Source organism: Agromyces selenitireducens (assembly GCF_052748465.2).
The window spans coordinates 2998476-3019649 of record NZ_CM188259.1 but is presented as its reverse complement, the minus strand read 5'-3'; the positions used below and the strand labels follow the sequence as shown (position 1 = coordinate 3019649).

Below are 21174 nucleotides of genomic sequence, written 5' to 3'. Positions count from 1 at the left end.
GTCTCTGACCGCGCCGCCCGCCCGCCGCGCTCCTGAATTCCGGACGTGGCGGGCGGGCTTACGATGAGCGGATGACCCAGCCCCCCTTCACCGTGCGCAAGGCGCGCACGCACGACGTGCCGAGGATCGTGGAACTCGTGGAGCCGCTCGTGTCACGACGCATCCTGCTCGGCAAGGAGCGCGTCGACCTGTACGGCGACGTGCAGGAGTTCCGCGTCGCGGAGGCCGCCGACGGCACGGTCGTCGGCTGCGGCGCCCTGCACGTCATGTGGGAGGACCTGGGGGAGGTGCGCACCCTCGCCGTGCGCGAGGACTGGCTCGGCCGCGGCGTCGGGCACGCGCTGCTCGACGCGCTCGAGGACGACGCGCGTGAGCTGGGCCTCAGCCGGCTGTTCTGCCTCACCTTCGAGGTCGCGTTCTTCGGCCGCCACGGCTTCGAGGACATGGGTCACGAGAGCGTCGACCCCGACCTGTACGCCGAGCTGGTGCGCTCGCATGACGAGGGCGTCGCGGAGTTCCTCGACCTCGCGCGCGTGAAGCAGAACACGCTGGGCAACACGCGGATGCTGAAAGTCCTCTGAGCGTCCCTCACGTGCCTCCCGGCGCGCCGACCGAGCGCACGGCCGCCGTCGGGCGACGCCGTAGCCTGTGGCCATGTCCTCGAACCGCACCACGCAGGGGCGCCTCCCCGCGAGCGTCTACCGCCGCCGGCGAGCCATGGTGCTGCTCGGGCTCGTCGCGGTGATCATCGCGATCGTGCTCGTGATCGTCCGCCCGGGTGCGAGCCAGGGCGACGAGGTCGCGCAGACCACCCCGGCTTCGGCGCCGGCGACGACGGCGCCCGCGGCGACCGACGTGCCGGCCGCGAGCGTCGAGCCCGAGCCGAGTGCGGCGGCGCCGGTCGACGGCGCCGCGTGCGTCGATGCGCAGATCACCGTCGAGCCCGTGACGGATGCCACGGTGTACGCCGCCGACGAGCAGCCGAACCTGTCCGTCACCATCACCAACACCGGACCGAACTCGTGCGTGATCGACGTGGGCACGGCGGCTCAGGTGTTCACGGTGAAGAGTGGCAACGAGGTCTACTGGAGCTCGACCGACTGCCAGGTCGACCCGGTTCCCGCCGAGGTGACGCTCGAACCGGGGCAGGTCGTCTCGTCGAGCGAGCCGCTCGTGTGGGACCGCACCCGGTCGAGCGCCGACTCCTGCGAGGGCGAGCGGTCGGCCGTTCCCGGCGGGGGAGCGTCGTATCACCTCGGCGTCACGGTCGACGGCTTCGAGTCGGAGTCGACGAAGCAGTTCCTGCTCTACTGACGCGTGCGAGCCGGCCTCGACCGCTCGGTAGGCTGGACGGATGGCCGGTGCGAAGCGTTCGAAAAGCGGCGAGCCCGTGGAGTTCCGTTCGCAGGCGCTCGCCGAGGCGCTCGAACGGCAGGACATGGCGGCGGTGGCGCTCGCGCTCCGAAACGGGAACACGGTGGTGCCGCTGGTGAAGCCGGGTCCGCGTGACACGCCGCTGGACGGCGGTGAGGTCTGGACCTACCGGGATCCCAGGACCGGCGAGGTGGCGCTGCTGCTGTTCAGCGACGCAGCCAACAAGCCCGCGAACCTGCCGCCCGCGGTCGGGCTGCAGAGCCCTGCCTGGTTGCGGACCTTCCTGAAACGGTACGAGTCGACGATCACGACGGTCTTCCTCGACATCGCCGGTCCGCATCCGATGCAGGCGGCGCCGGGCGAGCTGCTGAAGGCGCTCGAGGCGTAGTTCAGAACGCGGCGTCGAGCTCGCGCTCGCGTGCGCCGGTCGAGGCCATCATGGCGCGCTCGACCGCGGCGCGGACGCTGCCGAGCTCGTCGTCGAGCAGCTCGCGATAGCCGAGCCGCCGCGCCTCCGAGCCGAGCTGCTTCGCCGAAGTCACGGGACGCACCTCGCCGGCGAGGCTGATCTCACCGACGGCGGCGAGGTCGTTGGGCACGGCGCGGTCGCGCATGGCGCTCGCGATGGCGATGGCGATCGCGAGGTCGGCGGCGGGTTCGGCGAGCCGGACGCCGCCCACGGTGGAGACGTACACGTCGTGCTCGCCGAGTTGGCGGAGGCCGGCGCGACGCTCGAGCACGGCGATGATCATCGCGACGCGTGAGGGGTCGACGCCGTTGACGACGCGCCGCGGCTGCGGCGCCTTGGTGCCCACGACCAGCGCCTGCACCTCGACGGGCAGGGCCCGGCGCCCCTCGAGCGCGACGGTCACGCACGTGCCGCTCACCGCGCTGCGCGACCGGCTGAGGAACAGCGCCGAGGGGTCGGGCACCTCGGCGATGCCGTCGCCGGTCATCTCGAAGCAGCCGACCTCGTCCGTCGGCCCGAAGCGGTTCTTCAGGGCCCGCACGAATCGCAGCGCGGTCTGGCGGTCGCCCTCGAACTGGCACACGACGTCGACGAGGTGCTCGAGCAGCCGGGGGCCGGCGATCGAGCCGTCCTTCGTGACATGGCCGACGAGCAACACGGGCAGCTGCCGTTCCTTCGCCACGCGGATCAGCGTGGAGGCGACCTCGCGGACCTGGCTCGGCTGGCCCGGGAGGCCGTCGGAGAGAGAGCTCGACACGGTCTGCACCGAGTCGACGATGAGCAGCTCGGGTCGCACCTCGTCGACCTGGCCGAGGATCGTCGCGAGGTCGGTCTCGGCGGCGAGGTAGAGCTCGTCGTGCAGCGCTCCGGTACGGCCCGCCCGGAGCCGCACCTGGGCGGTCGATTCCTCGGCGCTCACGTAGAGGACGCGTCGGCCGGTGCCGGCCACGCGGGCCGCCACCTCGAGCAGCAGCGTCGACTTGCCGACGCCCGGCTCGCCCGAGAGCAGGATCGCCGCGCCCGCGACGATGCCGCCGCCGAGCACCCGGTCGAACTCGCCGATGCCGCTGGGTCGATGCGCGGTGTCCTCCACCTCGACCTCGCCGATCGGCCGAGCCGCGCGCGCCTGCGACGGCGCGACGGGCTGCAGGCTTCGGGTGATGCCCGTCTCGGTGCCCGCGTCGACGACCGTGCCCCACTGCTGGCATTCGGCGCACCGGCCGACCCACTTGATGCTGCTCCATCCGCATTCGGTGCAACGGAACGCGGTCGTGGGCTTCGGCATGCTGCGAGCCTAGGCGCGCCCCCCGACATCCGCGGGGAGCCCGGCCGCGGTTTCCGTCACGTCGTCGCCCGCGGGGAAGCGCCGTTCGAGCGCTGCGAGCACCGCGGGGCGGAACGCGTCGGCCCACACCTGGTAGCCGTGGTCGTTCGGGTGGAACCAGTCGTTGGCGAAGTGCGTGAAGATCCGCCGGAAACCGCGCAGCCGCGTCTCGCGGTGCAGCCGGACGAGCGTGAGCCCGCGCTCGGCGACCAGCCGCCGCAGGATGTCGTTCGCAACGGCCACCCTGCGCTCGTTGTGCGGGAAGTAGAAGAACGGCAGGTCGGCGACGAGCGCGTGCGGCGGCACGGCCTCGAGGATCGTGCGCACGTTGCGCTCGAACGCAGCGGGATCCCACTTCGCGATGTCGTTCGCACCGATCGAGACGGTCATGACGTCGGGCCGGTACTTCGCGAGCTTCGGCAGCTGGTCCTGCACCGCGAGCGCCGTCGTGGCGCCCGACACGCTGAGGTTCACCACGCGCACGGTGCGGCCCGTCGTGTCGCGCATCAGCCGCGCGAGGATGCCGACGTAGCTGTGGTCGGGCCGGCTCGCGCCGATGCCCTGCGCCGCGCTGTCGCCCATGGCGACGTACAGGAGCTCGCCGCGCACCTTCGCGTGGTCGCGCCACCACTTCGAGTGCACGGGAAGCGTCTCGTTGAGGATCAGGCTGTTGCGCGTGATGCCCGCCATGAACCGTCGCCATGCCGTCCGCGCCGCGAGCACCGCGCCCGCGAGCACGGCGAACGTCACGAGAGCGGATGCCACGCCGGCCCCGGGCGCGCGTTCGGGATCGTCGACCACGCCGCGACGCTATTGCCGTCGCCTGAACGGCCGCTGGATGCGCGCTGAGGACTCGTCGATCGGCGACGCCGGGTGGGGCCCTTCCCGATCACTCGCAGCGGGCCTACGCTGGCGCCATGCTCGCAGACACCGACGTGCTCGTCGTCGGAGCCGGGCAGGCCGGACTCGCGGTCAGCCACGAGCTCACGCGTCACGGCGTCGACCACGTCGTCGTCGATCGCGAGCGCGCCGGCGCCGCCTGGTACATGCGCTGGGACAGCTTCCGCCTGGTCACGCCGAACCACACCATCCGCCTGCCCGGCGGCGAGTACGACGGCGACGACCCGGGCGGCTACCTCACGCGTGAGCAGGTCATCGTCCACCTGCGCCGCTACGCCGCCTCCTTCGGCGCGCCGATCCTCGAGCACGCCGGCGTCATCGACCTCCGCGCCGACGACGACGGCTTCGTCGCCGAGACCGAGGGCGGGCCCGTGCGCGCGCGCCGGGTCGTCGCGTGCACCGGCGCCTTCCACAGGGAGCGTCGCCCGGCGGTCGTCGACGAGCTCGCGCGGCACCTCCCCGTCATCAGCTCGACGTCGTACCGATCGCCGGACTCGGTGCCGGATGGCCGGGTGCTCGTGATCGGCGGAGGCCAGACCGCGGGGCAGCTCGCCGAGGAGCTGCTGCTCGCCGGACGAGAGGTCGTGCTCTCGGCGGGGCGCGCGCCGGCGATGCCGCGGCGCGTCGGGGGGCGTGACGGCATCGACTGGCTGATCGATGCGCACTTCTTCGAGCAGACCCCCGTCGACCTGCCGACGCCGGCAGCGCGGCTGGCGCCCAATCCGCTCGTCACCGGGCGCGGAGGCGGCCACGACCTGAACCTGCGCACGCTGGCGGCCGCGGGCGCACGGCTGATGGGCCACGTGCTCGGCGTGGAGGGGCGGCGCCTCGTCGTCGCAGACGACCTCGCGGCATCCGTCGCGTCCGGCGACGAGGGCTGGGCCGTGATCTGCGACCTCATCGCGCGCACCGCCGAGCAGCTGGGGATGCCGCAGCCCGAGCTGCCGCGCATGCCGGAGGCGAGCATCCCGGTCTTCCCGGCGCCCCGCGTCGACGACCTCGCGGCCGTCGTCGTCGCCTGCGGGTTCCGTCCCGACTACCGCTGGATCGGGATCCCGGGCGTGGTCGACGACTTCGGCCTGCCGCTCCAGCACGACGGCGCGAGCACGAGGGTGGCGGGGCTCCACTTCGTGGGGGTCCCGTGGCTGCGGACGAGGAAGTCGCCGCTGCTCCTCGGGGTCGGCGAGGACGCCTCGGTCGTCGCCGCGCAGCTCGCGCCGTAGCGGCATCCGCTCGTTTTGGACGCCGACGGCGATCCGGCTATCATCGATCCCGGTACCGTGTCCGAGCGGCCTAAGGTGCAACTCTCGAAAAGTTGTGTGGGTGAAAGCCCACCGTGGGTTCAAATCCCACCGGTACCGCCATTGCTGAAGCCCCTCCTGCGGAGGGGCTTCAGTCGTTCTCGCGGGGCGGGCCGTCAGGCGTGCGCGGTGTCGTCGGGCTCCGAGTGGAGCCCGCTCACGGGCGGCACGACCACGGTCGCGCAGCGCGCGTTGGTGACGAGCGCGTGGCTGACCGAGCCGAGGAACATCCGCCGCACCGTACCGATCTGGCGGGAGCCGACGAACACGGTCGCATGCTCGCGGGCGCGCCTGAGGAGCGTCGGCGCCGTCGGGCCCGAGTCGACGTGCCGCTCGACGGGGAGGTCGGGGTGCCCCGCCAGGGCGGGCTCGAGCGCGCGGTCGAGGATCTCGGCGTCCTCCGCGACGTCGTGCGATCGCGCACCCACGTGCACCGCGTGCAAGGTCTCGCCGCGCTTCGCCGCGTAGTCGGCTGCGAGCCGGCACAGCCGCTCCGCGGGCGCGCCGTGGTCGACGGCGACCATCACGCCCGCGCGCGGGAGCACGTCGCCGATCGGGATCACGGCGACGGGTCCGCCGGCAGCACCGGCGAGGCGCGGGCCGAGGCGCGAACTGTGCCAGTACTCGTCGGTGCGGCCGTTCTCGGCGCCGACCACGACGAGGGAGTCGTCGCCCGACCGATCGGCGAGCATGTCACCGGGTTCTCCGCGCACCGCGGACGCCTCGACCTCGAGTGACGGATGCTCGGCCCGGACCCGGTCGGCGCGCTCCGCGATCTCACGTTCGGCCCGCGCGAGCAGTTCGCGAGTCTCCTCGTCGTCGCCGGCGATCCCCGAATCGTCCACCGCCCGTACCATCCTGAGCAGCCGCATGCCCTCGGGCTGCATCTCGGCGCGGGCGATCGCCCACTCGAGGGCCGTCTCGGCGGTGTCGCTCCCGTCCCAGCCCACCACTGTCGTCTCGTGCATCGCATCCTCCGATTCCCGATTCCCGGTTCCATCCACCCTCTCGCACCTCGCGCACGGGCGCGGAGGAGAAGGTCCCATCGCGACGTGCAGGACCTGGCCCCGACGACGCGCCGCGCGCCGATCACCAGCCGCTGCGGGTCGGCGTGTGCCCCTCGCGTGCGTCATCCGGCATCGTCATCTCGGCGCGGATCCCGAGCAGGCGGATGGCGCGATCGGCTTCGATCCGATCGCGCGCGAGCTCGAGCAGCCGTGCCGTCACGTCGTCGCGGTCGGATGACTCCGGGATCCGGCGCTGGTACGTCTTCGTGATGAACGGCGCGTACCGCACCTTCAGCGAGAGCCCGATCACCGGCCGGCCCTCCGCCGCGACGTCGTCGAGCACCCGTGCCGCGAGTTCGCGGAGCGCCGCCTGGACCTCGGCGGGATCGGTGAGGTCGCGCTGGAACGTGGTCTCCCGGCTGTGGCCGCGCGCGACCCAGGGCGTGTCGTCGACGACGCGCGCGCCCTCGCCGCGCCCGAGCTGCCGGTACCACGGGCCCATCCTGGGTCCGAACTCGCCCGCGAGCACGCCCACGTCGGCGGCAGCGAGCTCCGAGACGGTCCTGATGCCGTGGCCGGCGAGCCGCCGCGACACCTTGCTCCCGACGCCCCAGAGCTCGATCACGGGCCGATCGCCCATCACGTCGAGCCAGTTCGCCGCCGTGAGCCGGAACACCCCGGCGGGCTTGCCGAAGCCGGTCGCGACCTTGGCGCGCACGAGCGTGTCGCCGATGCCGACGCTGCAGTGCAGCCCCGTGCGATCGAGCACGGCGCGCTGCACCTCGTGCGCGTACGCCTCGGGGTCGTCGGTCTCCACCCCGACGAACGCCTCGTCCCAGCCGAGCACCTGCACCGTGGCGCCGGGTCGCGCACGCAGTGCGGCCATGACCTCCTCGGATGCCGCGGTGTAGGCCTCGGCGTCGACCGGCAGGATCAGCGCCTCCGGTGCCTTGCGCGCGGCGATGCGCAGCGGCATCCCGGAGCCCACGCCGAACTCGCGCGCCTCGTACGACGCGGTCGAGACGACGGCGCGTTCGCTCGGGTCGCCGCGGCCGCCCACGATGAGGGGCTTGCCGGCGAGCTCGGGCCGCCGCAGCACCTCGACCGCGGCGATGAACTGGTCGAGGTCGACGTGCAGCACCCAATGAGCCGGAACACGATCCACGAGGCCCTCAGTACCGTGTTCGGGCCCGCGGTGCAACCCGCCGGCTCAGGGCGCGTCACGTCCCGGCACACGGAGAACCCCCGCCTTCCGGATCGGGTCGGCAGGGGTTCTGCGTCTCCTGTGTCGTACAGCCGAGGTCAGCAGGCGTTCGGTGCGCCCTGACTGGTGGGCGGGTTCCAGGTGCAGTCGTCCTGGAGGTCCTGCGGCTCCGGGTTCTTGTTCTTGGTGTTGCCCTTCGTCTCCGTGGTCTCGGTCGTGCCGACGCCGGCCTGGTTGTTGCCCGGGCCCTCGAACGTCTCGCACGTCACCGTGCCGCGGTCCTTCGTACAGTTGTCGGGCAGCGGCGCGGCCACCGCACCCATGGCCGAGGCGCCGACCAGGAAGCCGGAGAGCGCCAGTGTCGCGAGGAGCTTTCGCATGATGTTTCCCCCGATGATGCCGGGCGCGGGTCGCCCGGGATATATCCGGGAACGCCGGTTGACGTTCCCGATCCACGCAGCACGGGGACGGCGCTGACTCATCGGGTGCGCGGCATGCGGCCGCGAGCTCTTCGGGTTCGCGCGGCCCGCGGGCCGCGAGGATGGGGGCAGGTTAGGACTGCGGAACGGCGGCGGCAACCCCATTGCGGAGGAAACCTCATGTTTCCCCCCCCCGGCTTCGGGGGCACGCGCACGCGCAATAGCGTGTCGCAACACGCGCCCGCAACCACTTGCACTCAGGTGGCTCTCAGGAGGACAGTGGGGAACACACAAGAGAAGGAGTGCACATGAGTTTCCTCGCTTTCCTCCTCCTCGGCCTCATCGCCGGGGCGATCGCCAAGCTCATCCTGCCCGGTAAGCAGGGCGGCGGATGGCTCATCACCCTCCTGCTGGGCGTCGTGGGCGCCCTCCTGGGCGGGTGGCTCGGCAGCGTGCTGTTCGGCGTACCGCTCGAGGAGTTCTGGGACCTCAGCACCTGGCTGCTCGCCATCGGCGGCGCCATCATCGTGCTGCTGATCTACGGCCTCATCGTGAACCGCAACAAGCGCACCGCCTGATCCACGAGATTCGAACCCGAGGGCCCGGTCCGACGCGAGTCGGCCGGGCCCTCGGTGCGTCCGGCCGCTGCGGCGTTCATCCGCCGGCGAGCTCGACGAAACGGCGCAGCATCCGCTGCGGTTCGGTGACGGATGCCGCGGCGAGCCGCTCGCTCACCGCCCGTAGCTCGCGCGCGGGAAAGTATCCGTGGTGCCGGTACACCTCGGCGCGCGCGACGAAGTCGGCGGTCGACACCTCCGGATGGAACTGGGTCGCGTACACGTGGCGGCCGACGCGGTAGACCTGCACGGGGCAGCCCGCGGAGCGGGCGAGGTGCACGGCGTCGGCGGGCAGGCGACTCGTGGCCTCCTTGTGGCCCACGAGCGCGTCGAACCGGGCGGGAAGCACCCCGAGCAGCGGATCGGCCCGGCCCTCGTCGGTGAGCGTCATCTCGACCGCCGCGGCCTCCTCGCCGTACAGCGTGCCCACGTCGCCGCCCAGCACGCGCGTGAGGACGCCGATGCCGTAGCAGGTGAACAGCACGGGGTGGTCGGTCGCGAGCGCCCGCTCGGCGAGCCGGGCGAGGTCGTCCTCGACGCGGCGCTGCACCGGGTGCTTGTGCTCGTGCGGCGTCGTGACGTTGTAGGGGCTGCCGCCGACGATCACGCCCGCGAACTGCTGCGGGACCAGCTCCCGGAGCGGTTCGACATCGAGCCGGTGGTGGTCGAGGCGGCCGGCGTCGAGTCCCGTCGCGCGCCGCACGGACTCGTACTCGGGGCCGACGGCCTCCACCTCGGGTCGTGCCGAGATGAACAGGAACCTCGAGGTCACCGCCGTCGCCCTCCGCGCCGTTTCGGCCGCGCTCCGCGGTGCGAGCCGCCGCTGCGTCCGCCGGAGGACCTGCCGCCGGCCGAGCGGCGATCGCCGCGCGGCGAGGGCGAGGGCTTCGCAGGCGGCGCGGCTTCGGCCGCGGCGGGTTCGTCGGCGCCACGCGAGCTGCGGGCGGTGCGCCCGCGCACCACGCCCACGAACTCCTGGATGTCGTCGTCGTCGCGCTCGACCCGCCAGACGAGCGCGATGCGCGTCGGCGCGGCATCCGTCACCGGGACCGCGACGACGTCACGGCGGTGGTGCAGGCGGGCGATGCCGTGCGGGAGGAGCGCGTAGCCGGTGCCCGCGGCGACGAGCTCGACGGTCATCGCGGGGTCGCCCTGCTCGGGCGCCCGGGGCTCGTCCTCGAGGTCTGCGAGCGCGAGCGCATCGGCATCGGCGAACGGATGGTCCTTCGGGAGCACCGCGACCGGCGCCTCCTCCCACAGCGCGATGCGGTGCAGGCCCTCGTCATCGACGGGCAGGCGCACGAACGCGAGGTCGGCCTCGCCCGACCGCACGCGGTCGAGCTGTGCGGACTGGTCGACGCGCTCGGCCACGAGCGGCAGGTCGGGACGGCGGTCGGCCCACGCGCGCAGCCACTTCGCGGGGCTCACGCCCGCGACGTAGTCGAGCCGCAGCGACACGTCAGCCCCTTCCCGCCGCGCCGAGCGGCCCTCTCAGGGTAGTCGGCGCCTGCGGCGCGTGACGAAGCCGACTACCGTGGAGGCGTGAACGAGTCGAAGCCCCGCCCCTCCCAGTCGATGAAGCCCGAGACGGCGGCGAAGAAGCTCGGCATCCTGCTCGATGCCGCACCCGAGGAGTTCCGCTCCGGCGAGGTCACGCGCGACGAGCTCACGGCGCTGCAGGCCGACCCGCCCGAATGGCTCGAGACGCTCCGCCGAGAGGGACCGCACCCGCGCACCGTCGTCGCCGCGAAGCTCGGCGTCTCGAACTCGGGCCTCGCGCGCGCCGGAATCGACCAGCCCCTCACGACCGTCGAGATCAAGCGGCTCCTCGAGGCCCCGCCCGCGTGGCTCGTCGAGGAGCGCGCCCGCCAGGCCGGCGTGCGCGCCGAGAAGCGCCGCATCGCCGAACGCGACGCCGCCCGCCGCGATGCGGGTGCGGGCGGCGGCGGAGGCGGCGCCGGGGTCTGATCCGGCGGCCTCAGGCCGCGTACCGTGCCGCGAGGAACGCCGTCACGTCGGCGAGCTCGCGCTCGGAGACCGAGTGGCCGAGCCCCTCGTACACGCGCTGGTCGACGTCCGCATGCGCCGGCAGCCAGTCCTGGGTGTGCCTGATCGCCTCCGTCGGGATCACTTCGTCGGCCGTGCCGCGGCCCCAGAAGACCGGCGGTGCGAGCTGCGACATCCGCTCGTCGCCCTCGCGCTCGCCGGGGAGCGAGAACCCGGCGAGCGCGACGGCGAACGCGAACCGATCTGGGTCGCGCCGCAGCAGTTCGATCGCCATGGCGCCACCCTGCGAGAAGCCGAGGAGGCCGACGGATGCCGCGTCCGGCGCCACCCGTTCGAGCCACTCGATCACCGCGGTCGTCGCCGATTCCGCGTCCGCCGTCGACAGTTCGTCGTCGAGCTGCTCGGGCAGCGGGAACCAGGCGTGCCCGTAGCCGGTCGCGATGGGCGCGCGCAGGGATGCGATCGCGGGCTGCAGCGGCAGGTACGGGCTCAGCCCGAAGAGGTCGCCCTCGTGCGAGTTGTAGCCGTGCAGCAGCACCAGGAGGGGCCGGCCGGCCCGGTCGGCAGGCGATGCCGACCACAGCACCGCGTCGTCGTCGATCCGCATCGGGGCATCGTACCCCGGCCGACTCGGCCCCCGGCGAGGCGGATGCGAGTTCCGAGCGGCCGCGGGGCTCGTGGGGCAGAATCGAGGCATGGCCGTGCGCACACCCGACCCGGACTGGAATCCCGGCGACGAGCCCGTCGTGCAGCCGCCCGCGAATCCGGGCTGGCTGAGCGACATCGAGCTCGCAGAGGTGCGCGGGCGCCTGCCGCTGCTCTACGTCGAGGCCGTGCCGGTCCGCGTCGACGGCGTCGGCCAGGTCACCGAGGTCGGCGTGCTGCTGCGCGCGAACGCCGTCGGCGAGATGACCCGCACGCTCGTCTCGGGTCGGGTCATGTACGGCGAGACGATCCGCGACGCGCTGTTCCGGCACCTCGAGAAGGACCTCGGGCCCATGGCCTTCCCGCTGCTGCCCGCGAGCCCCGTCCCGGCGGCCGTCGCCGAGTACTTCCCGTTGCCCGGGATCTCGCCGTTCACCGACGAGCGCCAGCACGCCGTCTCGCTCGCCTACGTCGTGCCCGTCACGGGGACGTGCGAGCCGCGGCAGGACGCGCTCGAGGTCACCTGGGTCACCCCGCAGGAGGCTGCGAGCGAGTCGCTCGGCGCCGAGTTGGAGGGCGGCCGCGGCGTGCTGCTGCGCCGCGCGCTCGCCTCGGTCGGCGCACTGCCGTAGGCGGCTGCGGAGGCGACCGGTCTAGCGCACCATCCGGATCTCGTGGATGGTCTCGCCGAGGAACGGCTCGTCGTGCGACGCGCCGTCGGCGGTGAAGCCGTTGCGCTCGTAGAACGCCACCGCGTGCTCGTTGGCCGACGGCACCCACAGGTACACCGAGGCCTCGCCGACGGTCGCGTCGAACAGCTTCTGCCCGATGCCCTTGCCGTGGTGCGCGTCGAGCAGGTGGATGAAGAACAGCTCGCGTTCGCGCGGTGCGTCGGCATCGCGGGCGGGGCCGGCGCCGGCGAACCCGACGATCTCGCTGTCGACGAGCGCGGCCACGTGGGTGAACTCGTCGCCCTGGCCCATCCAATGGGTCCAGAGCTCGGCCATGCGGCGGGGCGAGAGGTTCGCGAGGGTCGCGGCGTCGACCAGGCTGTCGTAGTCCTCGTGCCAGCACTGCGCGTGCACGCGGCCCAACGCCTCGACGTCGGAGTCTCGAACGGGACGGATGACGACTTCGGCAGCGACCTCGGTGCTCATGCGCCTCAGGCTAACCCGGCCTGCCGTCACCGGCGAAATCGACGGATGCCGCGGGCCGGGCGTGCGCCGACGCACATCCCGCGCACGGCTGCGACGCGGCATCCGCTCAGCGCCGAAGCGTAGCCTGCGGCTCATCATGAGCCCGCCGCCCCTGCCCGGCCGCCGTGTCGAGCCGCCCGTGGAGTACTGCGCGACCATCGTGCTGCGCAGCGCCGCGACGAGGATCGACGCGCTCGCGGTGATCGCGCTCGCCTCCGACTCGCGGGTCGAGGGCGCGGGCACCGTGCAGGCGCGCGTGCCGCTCGCCGACCGGGCGTGGGCCGAGGTCGAGCTTCCGCGCGTGGGCGAGCCGCCGCCGCTCGCCATCGACGTGTACAGCACGGTGAGCGACGACCACGCGAGGCTGCAGGCGCTCGGGCTGCTGGCCCGGCTCGAGGCGTCGACCGCGTGGAACCTGCGGCCCGACTTCGCCGTCTGAACGCGAGACGGCCCCGCGTCCCGGTCGGGAGCGGGGCCGTCGGCCGTGCCGGGCGTCAGCCCTGGGCGCGGCGGTTGGTGCGCGTGGAACGCGACGGCGTCACGAGGCTGCCGACCCGGAGCGGCTGCTTCTGGCCGTGCCTCGCGGATGCCGCGCGCGGGGCGCTCGACGACTGCGCGGCGCGGCCCTGCCCGCCGGACTGGTTCGGCGCGTGCGCCTTGGCCTCGGCGGGGCGACCGGACCGGTCGCGGCGCGTCGCGGCGGGCGCGACATCGGACTGACCGCCGCGACCGCGACCGCGGCTGCGACGACCCTGGCCTGCGGGCTGCGGCTCGCCGGTGCGGGCGGCGCGCTTGCGCTGCGCGTTCGCGCCCTGCGACCGACCGCCGCCCTGGGCGGGCTTCGCCTCGCGCGGTGCGGGCTTCACGTAGGGGGCGACGTCGCCGACGAGCTTCGACACGGCGGGGGAGTCGGCCGTGACCTGCTGCGGCGTGACGCGGATGTCGGCCTTGCGGAGCAGCGTCTTGAGGTCGTGCTTCTGCGCGGGCAGGCAGATCGTCACCACATCGCCCTCGCTGCCGGCGCGGGCGGTGCGGCCCGAGCGGTGCAGGTACGCCTTGTGCTCCGTGGGCGGGTCGACGTGGATGACGAGCTCGATGTTGTCGACGTGCACGCCGCGCGCGGCGACATCCGTCGCCACCAGCACCTTGACCGAGCCGTCGCCGAACGCGGCGAGGTTGCGGTCGCGCTGCGGCTGCGACAGGTTGCCGTGCAGGTCGACCGCCGGGATGCCCTGGTCGGTGAGCTTCTTGGCGAGCTTCTTGGCGTGGTGCTTGGTGCGCATGAAGAGGATGCGGCGACCCGTTCCCGACGCGAGGGTGCGCACGAGCTCGTTCTTGGCGTCGACGTCGTCGATCTCGAAGACGTGGTGCGTCATCTGCGCGACGGGCGAGTTCGCCTCGTCGACCGAGTGGAGCACCTCGTTCTGCAGGTAGCGGCGCACGAGCTTGTCCACGCCGTTGTCGAGGGTCGCGGAGAACAGCATGCGCTGGCCGCCCTGGGGGGTCTTGTCCATGATGCGGGTCACGACCGGAAGGAAGCCGAGGTCGGCCATGTGGTCGGCCTCGTCGAGCACGGTGATCTCGATCGCGTCGAGCGAGAGGAATCCCTGCTTCATGAGGTCCTCGAGGCGGCCCGGGGTGGCGACGACGATGTCGACGCCCGCGCGGAGCGCGCTGACCTGGCGAGTCTGGCTGATGCCGCCGAAGATCGTGGTGACCTTCAGGCCGTACGCGGCCGCGAGCGGCTCGAAGGTCTGGGTGATCTGCGTCGCGAGCTCGCGGGTCGGCGCCAGCACGAGGCCGAGGGGACGGCCGGCCCGGCGCTTGCCGCCCGCGAGGGTGGTCCCGAGCCGGGCGACCATGGGCAGCGCGAACGCGATGGTCTTGCCCGAGCCGGTCTTGCCGCGGCCGAGCACGTCGCGCCCGGCGAGCGTGTCGGGCAGCGTGTCGGCCTGGATCGGGAAGGGGGTGGTCTTGCCGTCGGCGGCGAGAACCGCGACGAGGGGAGCGGGCACGCCGAGCGCGCCGAAGGTGAGGTCCGTCAAAGGTGGTCCGTTCGGGATGGCACCCATGTGCGGATCGTGGAGGCGCGCAGCGGCGTCTCGAGACCCGGCCATGGGATGAAAATGGCGAAGACGCCGGTCGGCGAATCCGTTCGCCGTATGAAGTCATCGGGCCCTGGGCCCGGGAGCGTGTCTACGACGCAGGCGGCGCGATCGTCGCGCACGCCGACGTCCACCGTAGCACCTCCCGAATTCAGGAAGCTGTGCGGCGTGTCGTCGCGACGCGCCGGGGCGACGGCGGCGACACGCCGAGCGCCTCCTGAATTCTGCTCGCTGGTGCGTGCGCGAGGTTCAGCGCGGCATCCGCTCGCCCACCGCGATCTCGTCGCGCACGGTGTTGCCCTCCGGCGCGAGCGGGCACGACCACGACGGGTCGTACGCGCACGACGGGTTGTAGGCGAAGTTGAAGTCGACGATGAGCGAGTCGTCGTCGGCGCCCGAGCCGAGGTCGGCGCCCTTGATCGTGTCGAGCAGGTAGCGGCCGCCCCCGTAGGTGCCGCCGGGCTGGCCCGCCAGCGCGTCCTTGACCGGGAGGAACAGTCCGCCGCCGTACGTCCGCAGCCGCCACACGTCGAGCGTGCCCAGGTAGGGGATGCGGACCGTGCCGACCAGCGAGAACGGGATGGGTCCGTCGCTCGAGCCGTCGATCAGCATGCGGGCGGGTTCATCGGGACGGCGCACCTCGAGTTCGAACCGCCAGTCGGGGTCGTATCGCGAGACCGTCAGGCCCGTGAACCGGGCCCGGTCGTCGGGCAGCAGCGGCGACTGCGGATGGCCGGCGAAGAGCTCGTCGCGACCCGACTTCCAGAGTTCGTGGCCCTCGGCGGGATCGTGGACGCTGAGATGCCGGACGCCCGCGTACAGCCCGAACACCCGCCGCCGCCAGTCCTGCAGCTGCAGCGCGCCGAGGCTCGCGCTCACGACGCCGACCTCGCCGCATCGACCGTGCCCGGCGGGTCGTACGCCCACGTCGGCGCGAGCTGTCGCAGCCGCATGCCGCGATACTGCCAGAACGCCCACGTCGGGTACCACAGCAGCGGCTCGAGGGCCCCGGCGTGCGCGCGCAACTGGTCGCGGTACAGGGTGCGGCCGTCGGGCAGCGGCGAGATCGCCATCCGGTGGTCCCAGTGCCGGAACGCCGCGAGCGGGCCCGACACCGCACCGCCGCCGTCGCGCAGCATCCGCACGCCCGGCGGCAGGCCGCCCGGGTACGACACGTCGATGATCTCCTCGCCGGTCGGCGCGATGCCGAACGCGAGCGTGCGCAGCCGGTGCGAGCCCTCCGGCCAGGTCGCCGGGAACCCCTCGCCCTCGAGCGACTCGAAGTCGAGCCACGGGGCGACCACCTCGCGCAGCACCGCCGGGCTGCGGATCGCGCGCCACGCGGCGTCCGCGTCGCAGTCGAGGGTGAGCTTCAGCAGCACGCGCATGCGTCGAGGCTAGGGGCGACGGATGCCGCGGCCAAGCGTCCTCGCCGGATTCCCGGCCGCCGTTCGGCCGTCTCCCGGCCCCGCCCTCCCCGGGCGCCGCGGGAGTGCCTAGACTCGCGACATGGGCGGACTGGAGTGGCTGGTGCCCTCCTTCGTGGTGTTCGGTGCGACCGCGGTCCTCTTGGTGGGCGCGGCCGTCGGCTTCCGGCGCCTCGGGGCGCGGCGTGAGTCGGTCGACCGCATCGCGGTCCGCGGGCTCGAGACCCAGGCGAAGGCGCAGCTGGTGCGTGCCGACGAGGCGGTGCGCGACGCCGAGCAGGAGGTGCGCTTCGCCGAAGCCCAGTTCGGGCCCGAGACCGCGCGAGAACTCGCCGAGACCGTCGGCCGCGCCCGTGCGTGGTTGCGCGAGGCGTTCCTGCTGCAGCAGCGTCTCGATGAGGCCGGCGACGACACGGCCGCGCAGCATCGCTCGTGGAGCAACCGGATCACCGAGCTCTGCGCCGCGATCGAGCACGCGCTCGCCGACGCCGACGCGGCCCTGGCCGGGCGTCGGGCCGCAGAGCGAGGTGCCGCCGCCGACCTCCCGGCGCTGCGCGAACGACACCGTCGGCTGCGGGTCCGGCGCGAGGACGCCACGGGGACGCTCGGGCGGCTCCGTTCGCGGTTCGACGCCGCCGCGCTCGCCGGCGCGCACGGGGCCGCGTCTCGGGCCGATCGCGACCTCGACGCGGCCGAGGCCGCGCTCGCCGAGGGCGAGTCTGCGCTCGCGGAGGCCGCTCGACCGGTCGCCCCGTCGCTCGATCGGGCCGCGCACGCGCTCGACCGCGCCGAGGGCGAACTCGCGTCGGTCGAGCGGGTGGAACTCGACCTCGCCACCGCCGCGCAAGAGGCGGGGGCCGAAGCGTCCTCGCTCGACGCCGAGCTCGTCGCCGCACGGCGGGAACGCGATGCGGCCACCGACCCCGACGCGGCCGCAGCGCTCGCCGCCGCGATCGGCGACCTGTCGCCGTTGCTGGTCGGCCGCGAGGCCCGCGCCGGCGATCCGTTCGCCGAGCGCGACCGGCTGCGCGCCGCGCGAGACCGCCTCGAGGTCGCCCGTTCGACCGTGCGCCGCGCCGAGGACCGGCTCGACGGCGCCCGCGGGGCCCTGCCCGGGGCGATCGCCATCGCCGAGAGCCAGATCACCGTCGCCAAGGCCGCCTTGGAGCGGGCCCGCGCGTACGCCGGCGCCGACGCGCGGACGCGCCTCGCCGAGGCGGAGCGGCAGCTCGGCATCGCCCGCCGGGAGTCCGATCCCGTCGCGGCGCTCGACGCCGCCCGCCGAGCCGCGTCGCGCGCGAGCGACGCCGAGGCGCTGGCGCACTTCGCGGCGCTGCACCGCTGACGCCCGCCGGGCCCCGCAGGGTCCGCCCGGCTCCGCCCGGCCCGGCCCGGAAGGTGGCCGCGCACGACCGGCGGGTCTACTTGCCGCCCGAGACCCGGATGTCGGTCGCGGTCACGTACGACGCGTCATCCGACAGCAGGTAGGCGACCGCCCCCGCGATCTCGTGCGGTTCCCCGGGCCGGCCCATGGGGATGCCGGCCGCACGCTCGTCCGGTGCGTTCGGCCGCCCGGCCGCCGCGTGGATCTCGGTGCGGCTCGTGCCCGGCGAGACGGTGTTCACCCGCACGCCGGCGCGGGCGAACTCGAGGCCGAGCCCGGTCGACATCACGTTGACCGCCGCCTTGCTGGCCGCGTACGGGATGTAGGTGTTGGGTGCGCCGTGCGTCGCCGCGCTCGACGAGATGTTCACGATCGACCCACCCGCACCGCCGAGCTCGGTCGACATGTGCGTGATCGCCGAACGGCAGAGCACCATGGGCGCGAGCACGTTGACGCGGAACACGAGCTCGGACTCCTCGATCGAGCCGTCGAGGAACGGGCCGATGCGACCGGTGATCCCGGCATTGTTCACGAGCCCGGTGACCCGGCCGAACCGGCGCACGGCCTCGGGCACGACGTCGGCGCACGCGTCGAGGTCGGCCTGGTCGAGTTGCAGCAGCTCGACGCGCGCGCCCGCGGCGCGGCATCCGTCGGCCACGCGCTCGGCGTCGTCGCGACGCTCGCGATAGGTCAGCAGCAGGTCGTGCCCGTCGGCCGCGAGGCGCTCGGCGATCGCGGCGCCGATGCCGCGGCTGCCGCCGGTGATGATCGTCACGGGTCGTTCGTCGACATGCGAGGTCATGCACCCACCCTACGAGCGCGGCCGTCGCGTAGCCTGTCGCGGTGAGCGAGACCACCCCTGCCGCGCCGGCGGCGCAGGCGAAGTACCAGGTGCGGTTCGACCAGGGCCTCGACGGCGTGCGGCGCATCGGCGAGGGCGTGCACGTGGTCGTGTGGATCGACCAGACGGCGACGGATGCCGCGGGCGGGACCGCCGCGAACGCACCGCTCGTTCCGCGCGGGGTGCTCGATGCCGCACCGGCCGGCGCCGCGGTGCTCGTGGCGAGCCTGCGCGACGCGGGCGCAGCCGCAGCGTGGATGCTCGCCGAGCAGGAGCGCCTCGGCCGCCGCGCGTACCTCGCGGTCGTCGCCGCGGGTCGTGCCGACGGAGGCTTCGCGGCCGACGACGTGCTGGCGGCCGGCGCGGTGATCGACGCGCTCATCGAGCTCGGCATCGACGACACGTCGCCCGAGGCGGCCGTGGCATCCGCCGCCTACGCCGGCCTGCGTCGCGCGGTCGCGCACCTCGCGACCGCGTCGGCCGCCGGACGCGAGGCGAGCGCGGCGGGCGCCGATCCCGCCGACCTGCGTCGTGCGGCCGCCCGCGACGAGCGGGCGCCGGTGCGCGTGCTCCGCGAGGCACCGGGGTCGTCGGGGTAGGCGGCGACCACGCGAGACGCGAGACGCGAGCACGAGCAGGGCTGCCGTGCTCGGCGCCTACGCGAGCCGGCGTTGATCGTCGGCGAGTCTCGCTCGGAGCCCCGAGTGGATGGAGATGAACGTCGGCATGTCGCGGCCCGTCAGGGCGGCGAGGTTGGTCACGAGCTGGTCGACGTCCTCGACCACGTCCCGGGGGGACGTGTTCTGCCGGGGTGTCACGCTGACGTGCATGACCGGCTGCGTGCGGACGTCGTCGGCGGTGACGCTGGAGAACAGGATCTCGTCGCGCTGCTCGAGCGAGTGCGTGAGCGCGTCGGAGACGAAGCCCTCCTCGACGACCACCCGGCCGAGGGGGTTCTCCCGGCCGCTGGAGCGGAACACGGTGCGCGAGCGGCTGCCGCCGATGATCCGGACCGCAGTGGCCAGGAGGATCACCACCAGCAGCACGATGAGCGCGAGTGCGGCGACGGCCATCCAGCTGAGCGTGGTGGTGCCGATCATCGTCTCGTCGACGGCCTGCTCGATCCAGGATCCGGCGGCATCGCCGGCCCGGGTCCAGTACTCCGCGGCAGGGGGCCACGCGGTCGCGATCACCGCGGACGCTCCGAGCCCGACGAGCACGATGCCGACGAGGAGCAGGATCGTCCGGTTGAGGGCTCGGTTGGTGTTGTTCATCGGTCCAGCTCGCTCTGCTGCGGTTGAAGGATGCGAACCCGCGTCGTCACCGGCGGAGCGAGCTGATACGAGGCCAGTTCCGTCTCCACCAGGTCGTGGACGCGCGCCGCGTCGAGCGGGACCCCCGGACCGGGCGTCACGGTCGCGTCGACCCTCCGGTGCGACACCCCGACGGCGATGTGCTCACGGGCGATGCCGGTCTCCTCGCTGATGCGCTGGGCGATCGCGGACGCGATCACGCCGTTGTCGACGACGACGGCCCGGTCGGGCCAGGTCATCTCGTGCTTGGGCAGCCTCCCGGGAGCCACGGCGAGGAACACGAAGACCACGCCGACGACCGCCAGTGCGATGCCGCCGGCGACCACGGCCCATTCGGGCTGCGCTGCCGGCAGTCCGACGATCCACGCGAGTGCCGCCTCCGGCCCCGCCAGCAGGGCGGGCTGCGAGAGCAGGTCGAGCACGATCTCCACGCCGAGGTAGACCAGGGCGAGGATCAGGATGACGACCACGATGATCATCGCGACCGTTCGAGGCGAATGGGTCTCGCGGCGCACGATCCGGCGGAATGCGGGCGTGCTCATCTCACGCGCTTCCGCTGCGCGACGACGGCACCGGTCACGGTGATGTCGACCCGGACGACATCGCGGCCGATGAGGCGCGCGAGGCGGTCACGGAGTTCCTGCTGGATGGACGCCACCCGATCCAGGACCGGCTTCCCGGCCCGGACGGCGATCGTGTCGTCCAAGGCGGGAATCGGCAGCGGGGTGGCGATCCGCACGGCGATCCCACCGCGGTACTGCGCGACATCCACCGACACCTGGCCGCGATCGACCCCCACCGCGTCGGCGCTCGCCTCCCGGGCCACCTTCACGAGCACGCGTTCCTCGACCACGATGCGGCCGGGATGCGTGGGCGGCGGCGCTTCGGCGGCGACCGGTGCGGGGCCGCCGCCGATGGACGCTGCAGCTGCCATGGCCATTACGACGTGCGCCGGCCGGTGAGCGCGTCTGCGAGTCCGCGGACGTCGAGCTTCCCGGACACGATACGGCCGAGGATCGCCCCGACCGCCATGAACACGGCGATGAGGAGGAATCCCCAGAACCCGAACACGAGGATGGAGACGGCCAGGATCGCACCGACCAGTGCTCCGGAGACCGTCGGCGTCATGAGACTCGTGACTCTTCCTCGTCCGTGCCGTCGCTGGGCAGGTGAACGTCGTTGACGGCGACGTTGACCTCGACCACCTCGAGGCCGACCAGCGAGCTGATCGCCCCGCTCACGGCGGCTCGGACGTTGGCGGCGACGTCCTGGATCGGAGCCGGATACTCGACGACGATGGTCAGGTCCGCGGCGGCCTGCGTCTCGCCGACCTCGACCTTGACGCCCTGCGTCAGGTCGGTCGCGTTCACCGCATCGCGCAGCGCGCCGAACGCGCGAGCGCCGCCCCCGCCGAGCGCGTAGACGCCCGTGACCTCACGCGCGGCGATCCCGGCGACCTTGGCCACGACGCCCTCGGCGATGGTGGTGCGACCCGCGGTGCCCGCATCGGCGGGAATCCGCGACTGCGCGCTCGCGCGGTCGACGCGCGAGGGGCGCGCGCCTGCGGCGGTGGGTGCAGCCGACGTCCGGTCGCCGGCGGCGGTGTCTCGATCTTCGGTAGCCATGGAAGTCCTCTTATCG

28 protein-coding genes and 1 tRNA gene are annotated in these 21174 nt (G+C 73.3%); 11 read left to right on the top strand and 18 right to left on the bottom strand.

Translation table 11 applies throughout. The features are described 5' to 3' along the window. The first annotated feature begins 71 nt into the window (after positions 1-71). From ACULK4_RS14185 to ACULK4_RS14175, 3 genes are all read left to right on the top strand, one after another. The gene (locus ACULK4_RS14185; RefSeq protein ID WP_445966217.1) at positions 72-581 is read left to right on the top strand and encodes an amino-acid N-acetyltransferase; all 510 of its coding nucleotides are present in this window, start codon (positions 72-74) and stop codon (positions 579-581) included. Positions 582-654: 73 nt separating this feature from the next. After that, entirely contained in the window at positions 655-1314 is a 660-nt protein-coding gene (locus tag ACULK4_RS14180; RefSeq protein WP_445966216.1) for a hypothetical protein, read from the top strand. A 40-nt stretch (positions 1315-1354) separates the two neighbouring features. Continuing rightward, the gene (locus ACULK4_RS14175; RefSeq protein ID WP_445966215.1) at positions 1355-1762 is read left to right on the top strand and encodes a dehydrogenase; all 408 of its coding nucleotides are present in this window, start codon (positions 1355-1357) and stop codon (positions 1760-1762) included. Position 1763: 1 nt separating this feature from the next. Here the strand turns inward: ACULK4_RS14175 and radA are convergent, their stop codons facing one another. Both radA and ACULK4_RS14165 read right to left on the bottom strand, forming a co-directional pair. Then, positions 1764-3128 carry a DNA repair protein RadA gene (radA, locus tag ACULK4_RS14170; RefSeq protein ID WP_445966214.1) on the bottom strand — a complete coding sequence of 455 codons (1365 nt, stop codon included), beginning with the start codon at positions 3126-3128 and terminating at the stop codon, positions 1764-1766. 9 nt (positions 3129-3137) lie between these two features. Beyond that, positions 3138-3968, bottom strand: a complete 831-nt coding sequence (locus tag ACULK4_RS14165; protein WP_445966213.1) for an SGNH/GDSL hydrolase family protein — start codon at positions 3966-3968, stop codon at positions 3138-3140. A 116-nt stretch (positions 3969-4084) separates the two neighbouring features. On the opposite strand from ACULK4_RS14165, the gene ACULK4_RS14160 reads away from it, so the two are divergent. Continuing rightward, complete coding sequence (locus ACULK4_RS14160; RefSeq protein ID WP_445966212.1) at positions 4085-5290, top strand: flavin-containing monooxygenase; 1206 nt, start codon at positions 4085-4087, stop codon at positions 5288-5290. Between the two features lie 51 nt (positions 5291-5341). Beyond that, positions 5342-5431 (top strand) — tRNA-Ser (locus ACULK4_RS14155). A gap of 53 nt (positions 5432-5484) precedes the next feature. On the opposite strand, the gene ACULK4_RS14150 is transcribed toward ACULK4_RS14155, so the two are convergent. The 3 genes from ACULK4_RS14150 to ACULK4_RS14140 form a co-directional block, all read right to left on the bottom strand. Continuing rightward, on the bottom strand, positions 5485-6336 hold the full coding sequence (locus ACULK4_RS14150; RefSeq protein ID WP_445966211.1) for a universal stress protein: 852 nt from the start codon (positions 6334-6336) through the stop codon (positions 5485-5487). A gap of 121 nt (positions 6337-6457) precedes the next feature. Continuing rightward, on the bottom strand, positions 6458-7516 hold the full coding sequence (locus ACULK4_RS14145) for a DNA polymerase IV (protein WP_445966210.1): 1059 nt from the start codon (positions 7514-7516) through the stop codon (positions 6458-6460). 161 nt (positions 7517-7677) lie between these two features. Then, the gene (locus ACULK4_RS14140; protein ID WP_445966209.1) at positions 7678-7959 is read right to left on the bottom strand and encodes a hypothetical protein; all 282 of its coding nucleotides are present in this window, start codon (positions 7957-7959) and stop codon (positions 7678-7680) included. 347 nt (positions 7960-8306) lie between these two features. On the opposite strand from ACULK4_RS14140, the gene ACULK4_RS14135 reads away from it, so the two are divergent. Further along, complete coding sequence (locus ACULK4_RS14135) at positions 8307-8576, top strand: GlsB/YeaQ/YmgE family stress response membrane protein (protein ID WP_445966208.1); 270 nt, start codon at positions 8307-8309, stop codon at positions 8574-8576. A gap of 76 nt (positions 8577-8652) precedes the next feature. Here ACULK4_RS14135 and ACULK4_RS14130 read toward each other — a convergent pair whose 3' ends face one another. Both ACULK4_RS14130 and ACULK4_RS14125 read right to left on the bottom strand, forming a co-directional pair. Continuing rightward, positions 8653-9387 carry a glutamine amidotransferase gene (locus ACULK4_RS14130; RefSeq protein ID WP_445966207.1) on the bottom strand — a complete coding sequence of 245 codons (735 nt, stop codon included), beginning with the start codon at positions 9385-9387 and terminating at the stop codon, positions 8653-8655. Beyond that, on the bottom strand, positions 9384-10073 hold the full coding sequence (locus ACULK4_RS14125; RefSeq protein WP_445966206.1) for a LysR family transcriptional regulator substrate-binding protein: 690 nt from the start codon (positions 10071-10073) through the stop codon (positions 9384-9386). The genes ACULK4_RS14130 and ACULK4_RS14125 overlap by 4 nt, the downstream gene beginning before the upstream one ends. Positions 10074-10190: 117 nt before the next feature. Between ACULK4_RS14125 and ACULK4_RS14120 the strand changes: the two genes are divergently transcribed. Then, positions 10191-10583, top strand: coding sequence for a DUF5997 family protein (locus ACULK4_RS14120; RefSeq protein ID WP_445966311.1), 393 nt, complete (start codon positions 10191-10193; stop codon positions 10581-10583). A gap of 10 nt (positions 10584-10593) precedes the next feature. On the opposite strand, the gene ACULK4_RS14115 is transcribed toward ACULK4_RS14120, so the two are convergent. Next, the gene (locus ACULK4_RS14115) at positions 10594-11229 is read right to left on the bottom strand and encodes an alpha/beta hydrolase (RefSeq protein WP_445966205.1); all 636 of its coding nucleotides are present in this window, start codon (positions 11227-11229) and stop codon (positions 10594-10596) included. A gap of 88 nt (positions 11230-11317) precedes the next feature. Between ACULK4_RS14115 and ACULK4_RS14110 the strand changes: the two genes are divergently transcribed. Next, positions 11318-11899 (top strand): NUDIX hydrolase family protein, encoded by a 582-nt coding sequence (locus ACULK4_RS14110; RefSeq protein WP_445966204.1) that lies wholly within the window; start codon positions 11318-11320, stop codon positions 11897-11899. Positions 11900-11920: 21 nt separating this feature from the next. Here the strand turns inward: ACULK4_RS14110 and ACULK4_RS14105 are convergent, their stop codons facing one another. Then, complete coding sequence (locus tag ACULK4_RS14105) at positions 11921-12424, bottom strand: GNAT family N-acetyltransferase (protein WP_445966203.1); 504 nt, start codon at positions 12422-12424, stop codon at positions 11921-11923. Between the two features lie 136 nt (positions 12425-12560). On the opposite strand from ACULK4_RS14105, the gene ACULK4_RS14100 reads away from it, so the two are divergent. Then, positions 12561-12902, top strand: a complete 342-nt coding sequence (locus ACULK4_RS14100; protein WP_445966202.1) for a hypothetical protein — start codon at positions 12561-12563, stop codon at positions 12900-12902. A gap of 55 nt (positions 12903-12957) precedes the next feature. Here the strand turns inward: ACULK4_RS14100 and ACULK4_RS14095 are convergent, their stop codons facing one another. The 3 genes from ACULK4_RS14095 to ACULK4_RS14085 all read right to left on the bottom strand — a co-directional run bounded on the left by ACULK4_RS14095 (position 12958) and on the right by ACULK4_RS14085 (position 15956). Next, positions 12958-14508: a DEAD/DEAH box helicase gene (locus ACULK4_RS14095; RefSeq protein ID WP_445966310.1), complete on the bottom strand. Its 1551-nt coding sequence runs from the start codon at positions 14506-14508 to the stop codon at positions 12958-12960. 309 nt (positions 14509-14817) lie between these two features. Further along, complete coding sequence (locus ACULK4_RS14090) at positions 14818-15447, bottom strand: DUF1684 domain-containing protein (RefSeq protein WP_445966201.1); 630 nt, start codon at positions 15445-15447, stop codon at positions 14818-14820. Then, the gene (locus tag ACULK4_RS14085; protein ID WP_445966200.1) at positions 15444-15956 is read right to left on the bottom strand and encodes a hypothetical protein; all 513 of its coding nucleotides are present in this window, start codon (positions 15954-15956) and stop codon (positions 15444-15446) included. The genes ACULK4_RS14090 and ACULK4_RS14085 overlap by 4 nt, the downstream gene beginning before the upstream one ends. A 121-nt stretch (positions 15957-16077) precedes the next feature. Here ACULK4_RS14085 and ACULK4_RS14080 point away from each other — a divergent pair, with 121 nt between their 5' ends. Then, positions 16078-17340, top strand: coding sequence for a hypothetical protein (locus tag ACULK4_RS14080; RefSeq protein WP_445966199.1), 1263 nt, complete (start codon positions 16078-16080; stop codon positions 17338-17340). Positions 17341-17416: 76 nt separating this feature from the next. Here ACULK4_RS14080 and ACULK4_RS14075 read toward each other — a convergent pair whose 3' ends face one another. Next, positions 17417-18181 carry an SDR family NAD(P)-dependent oxidoreductase gene (locus tag ACULK4_RS14075; protein WP_445966198.1) on the bottom strand — a complete coding sequence of 255 codons (765 nt, stop codon included), beginning with the start codon at positions 18179-18181 and terminating at the stop codon, positions 17417-17419. Positions 18182-18222: 41 nt separating this feature from the next. Here ACULK4_RS14075 and ACULK4_RS14070 point away from each other — a divergent pair, with 41 nt between their 5' ends. Continuing rightward, on the top strand, positions 18223-18819 hold the full coding sequence (locus ACULK4_RS14070; protein WP_445966197.1) for a 2-phosphosulfolactate phosphatase: 597 nt from the start codon (positions 18223-18225) through the stop codon (positions 18817-18819). 57 nt (positions 18820-18876) lie between these two features. Here the strand turns inward: ACULK4_RS14070 and ACULK4_RS14065 are convergent, their stop codons facing one another. The 5 genes from ACULK4_RS14065 to ACULK4_RS14045 are packed head-to-tail and all read right to left on the bottom strand — an operon-like array spanning position 18877 to position 21158. Next, complete coding sequence (locus ACULK4_RS14065; protein ID WP_445966196.1) at positions 18877-19494, bottom strand: hypothetical protein; 618 nt, start codon at positions 19492-19494, stop codon at positions 18877-18879. Continuing rightward, a complete protein-coding gene (locus ACULK4_RS14060; protein WP_445966195.1) occupies positions 19491-20075 on the bottom strand; it encodes an Asp23/Gls24 family envelope stress response protein in 585 nt (194 codons plus the stop codon). The genes ACULK4_RS14065 and ACULK4_RS14060 overlap by 4 nt, the downstream gene beginning before the upstream one ends. Then, the gene (locus tag ACULK4_RS14055) at positions 20072-20467 is read right to left on the bottom strand and encodes a hypothetical protein (protein WP_445966194.1); all 396 of its coding nucleotides are present in this window, start codon (positions 20465-20467) and stop codon (positions 20072-20074) included. Before ACULK4_RS14055 ends, ACULK4_RS14060 begins: the two co-directional genes overlap by 4 nt. A gap of 5 nt (positions 20468-20472) precedes the next feature. After that, positions 20473-20661 (bottom strand): DUF2273 domain-containing protein, encoded by a 189-nt coding sequence (locus tag ACULK4_RS14050; RefSeq protein ID WP_445966193.1) that lies wholly within the window; start codon positions 20659-20661, stop codon positions 20473-20475. After that, positions 20658-21158 carry an Asp23/Gls24 family envelope stress response protein gene (locus ACULK4_RS14045; protein WP_445966192.1) on the bottom strand — a complete coding sequence of 167 codons (501 nt, stop codon included), beginning with the start codon at positions 21156-21158 and terminating at the stop codon, positions 20658-20660. Before ACULK4_RS14045 ends, ACULK4_RS14050 begins: the two co-directional genes overlap by 4 nt. Positions 21159-21174: the final 16 nt, after the last annotated feature.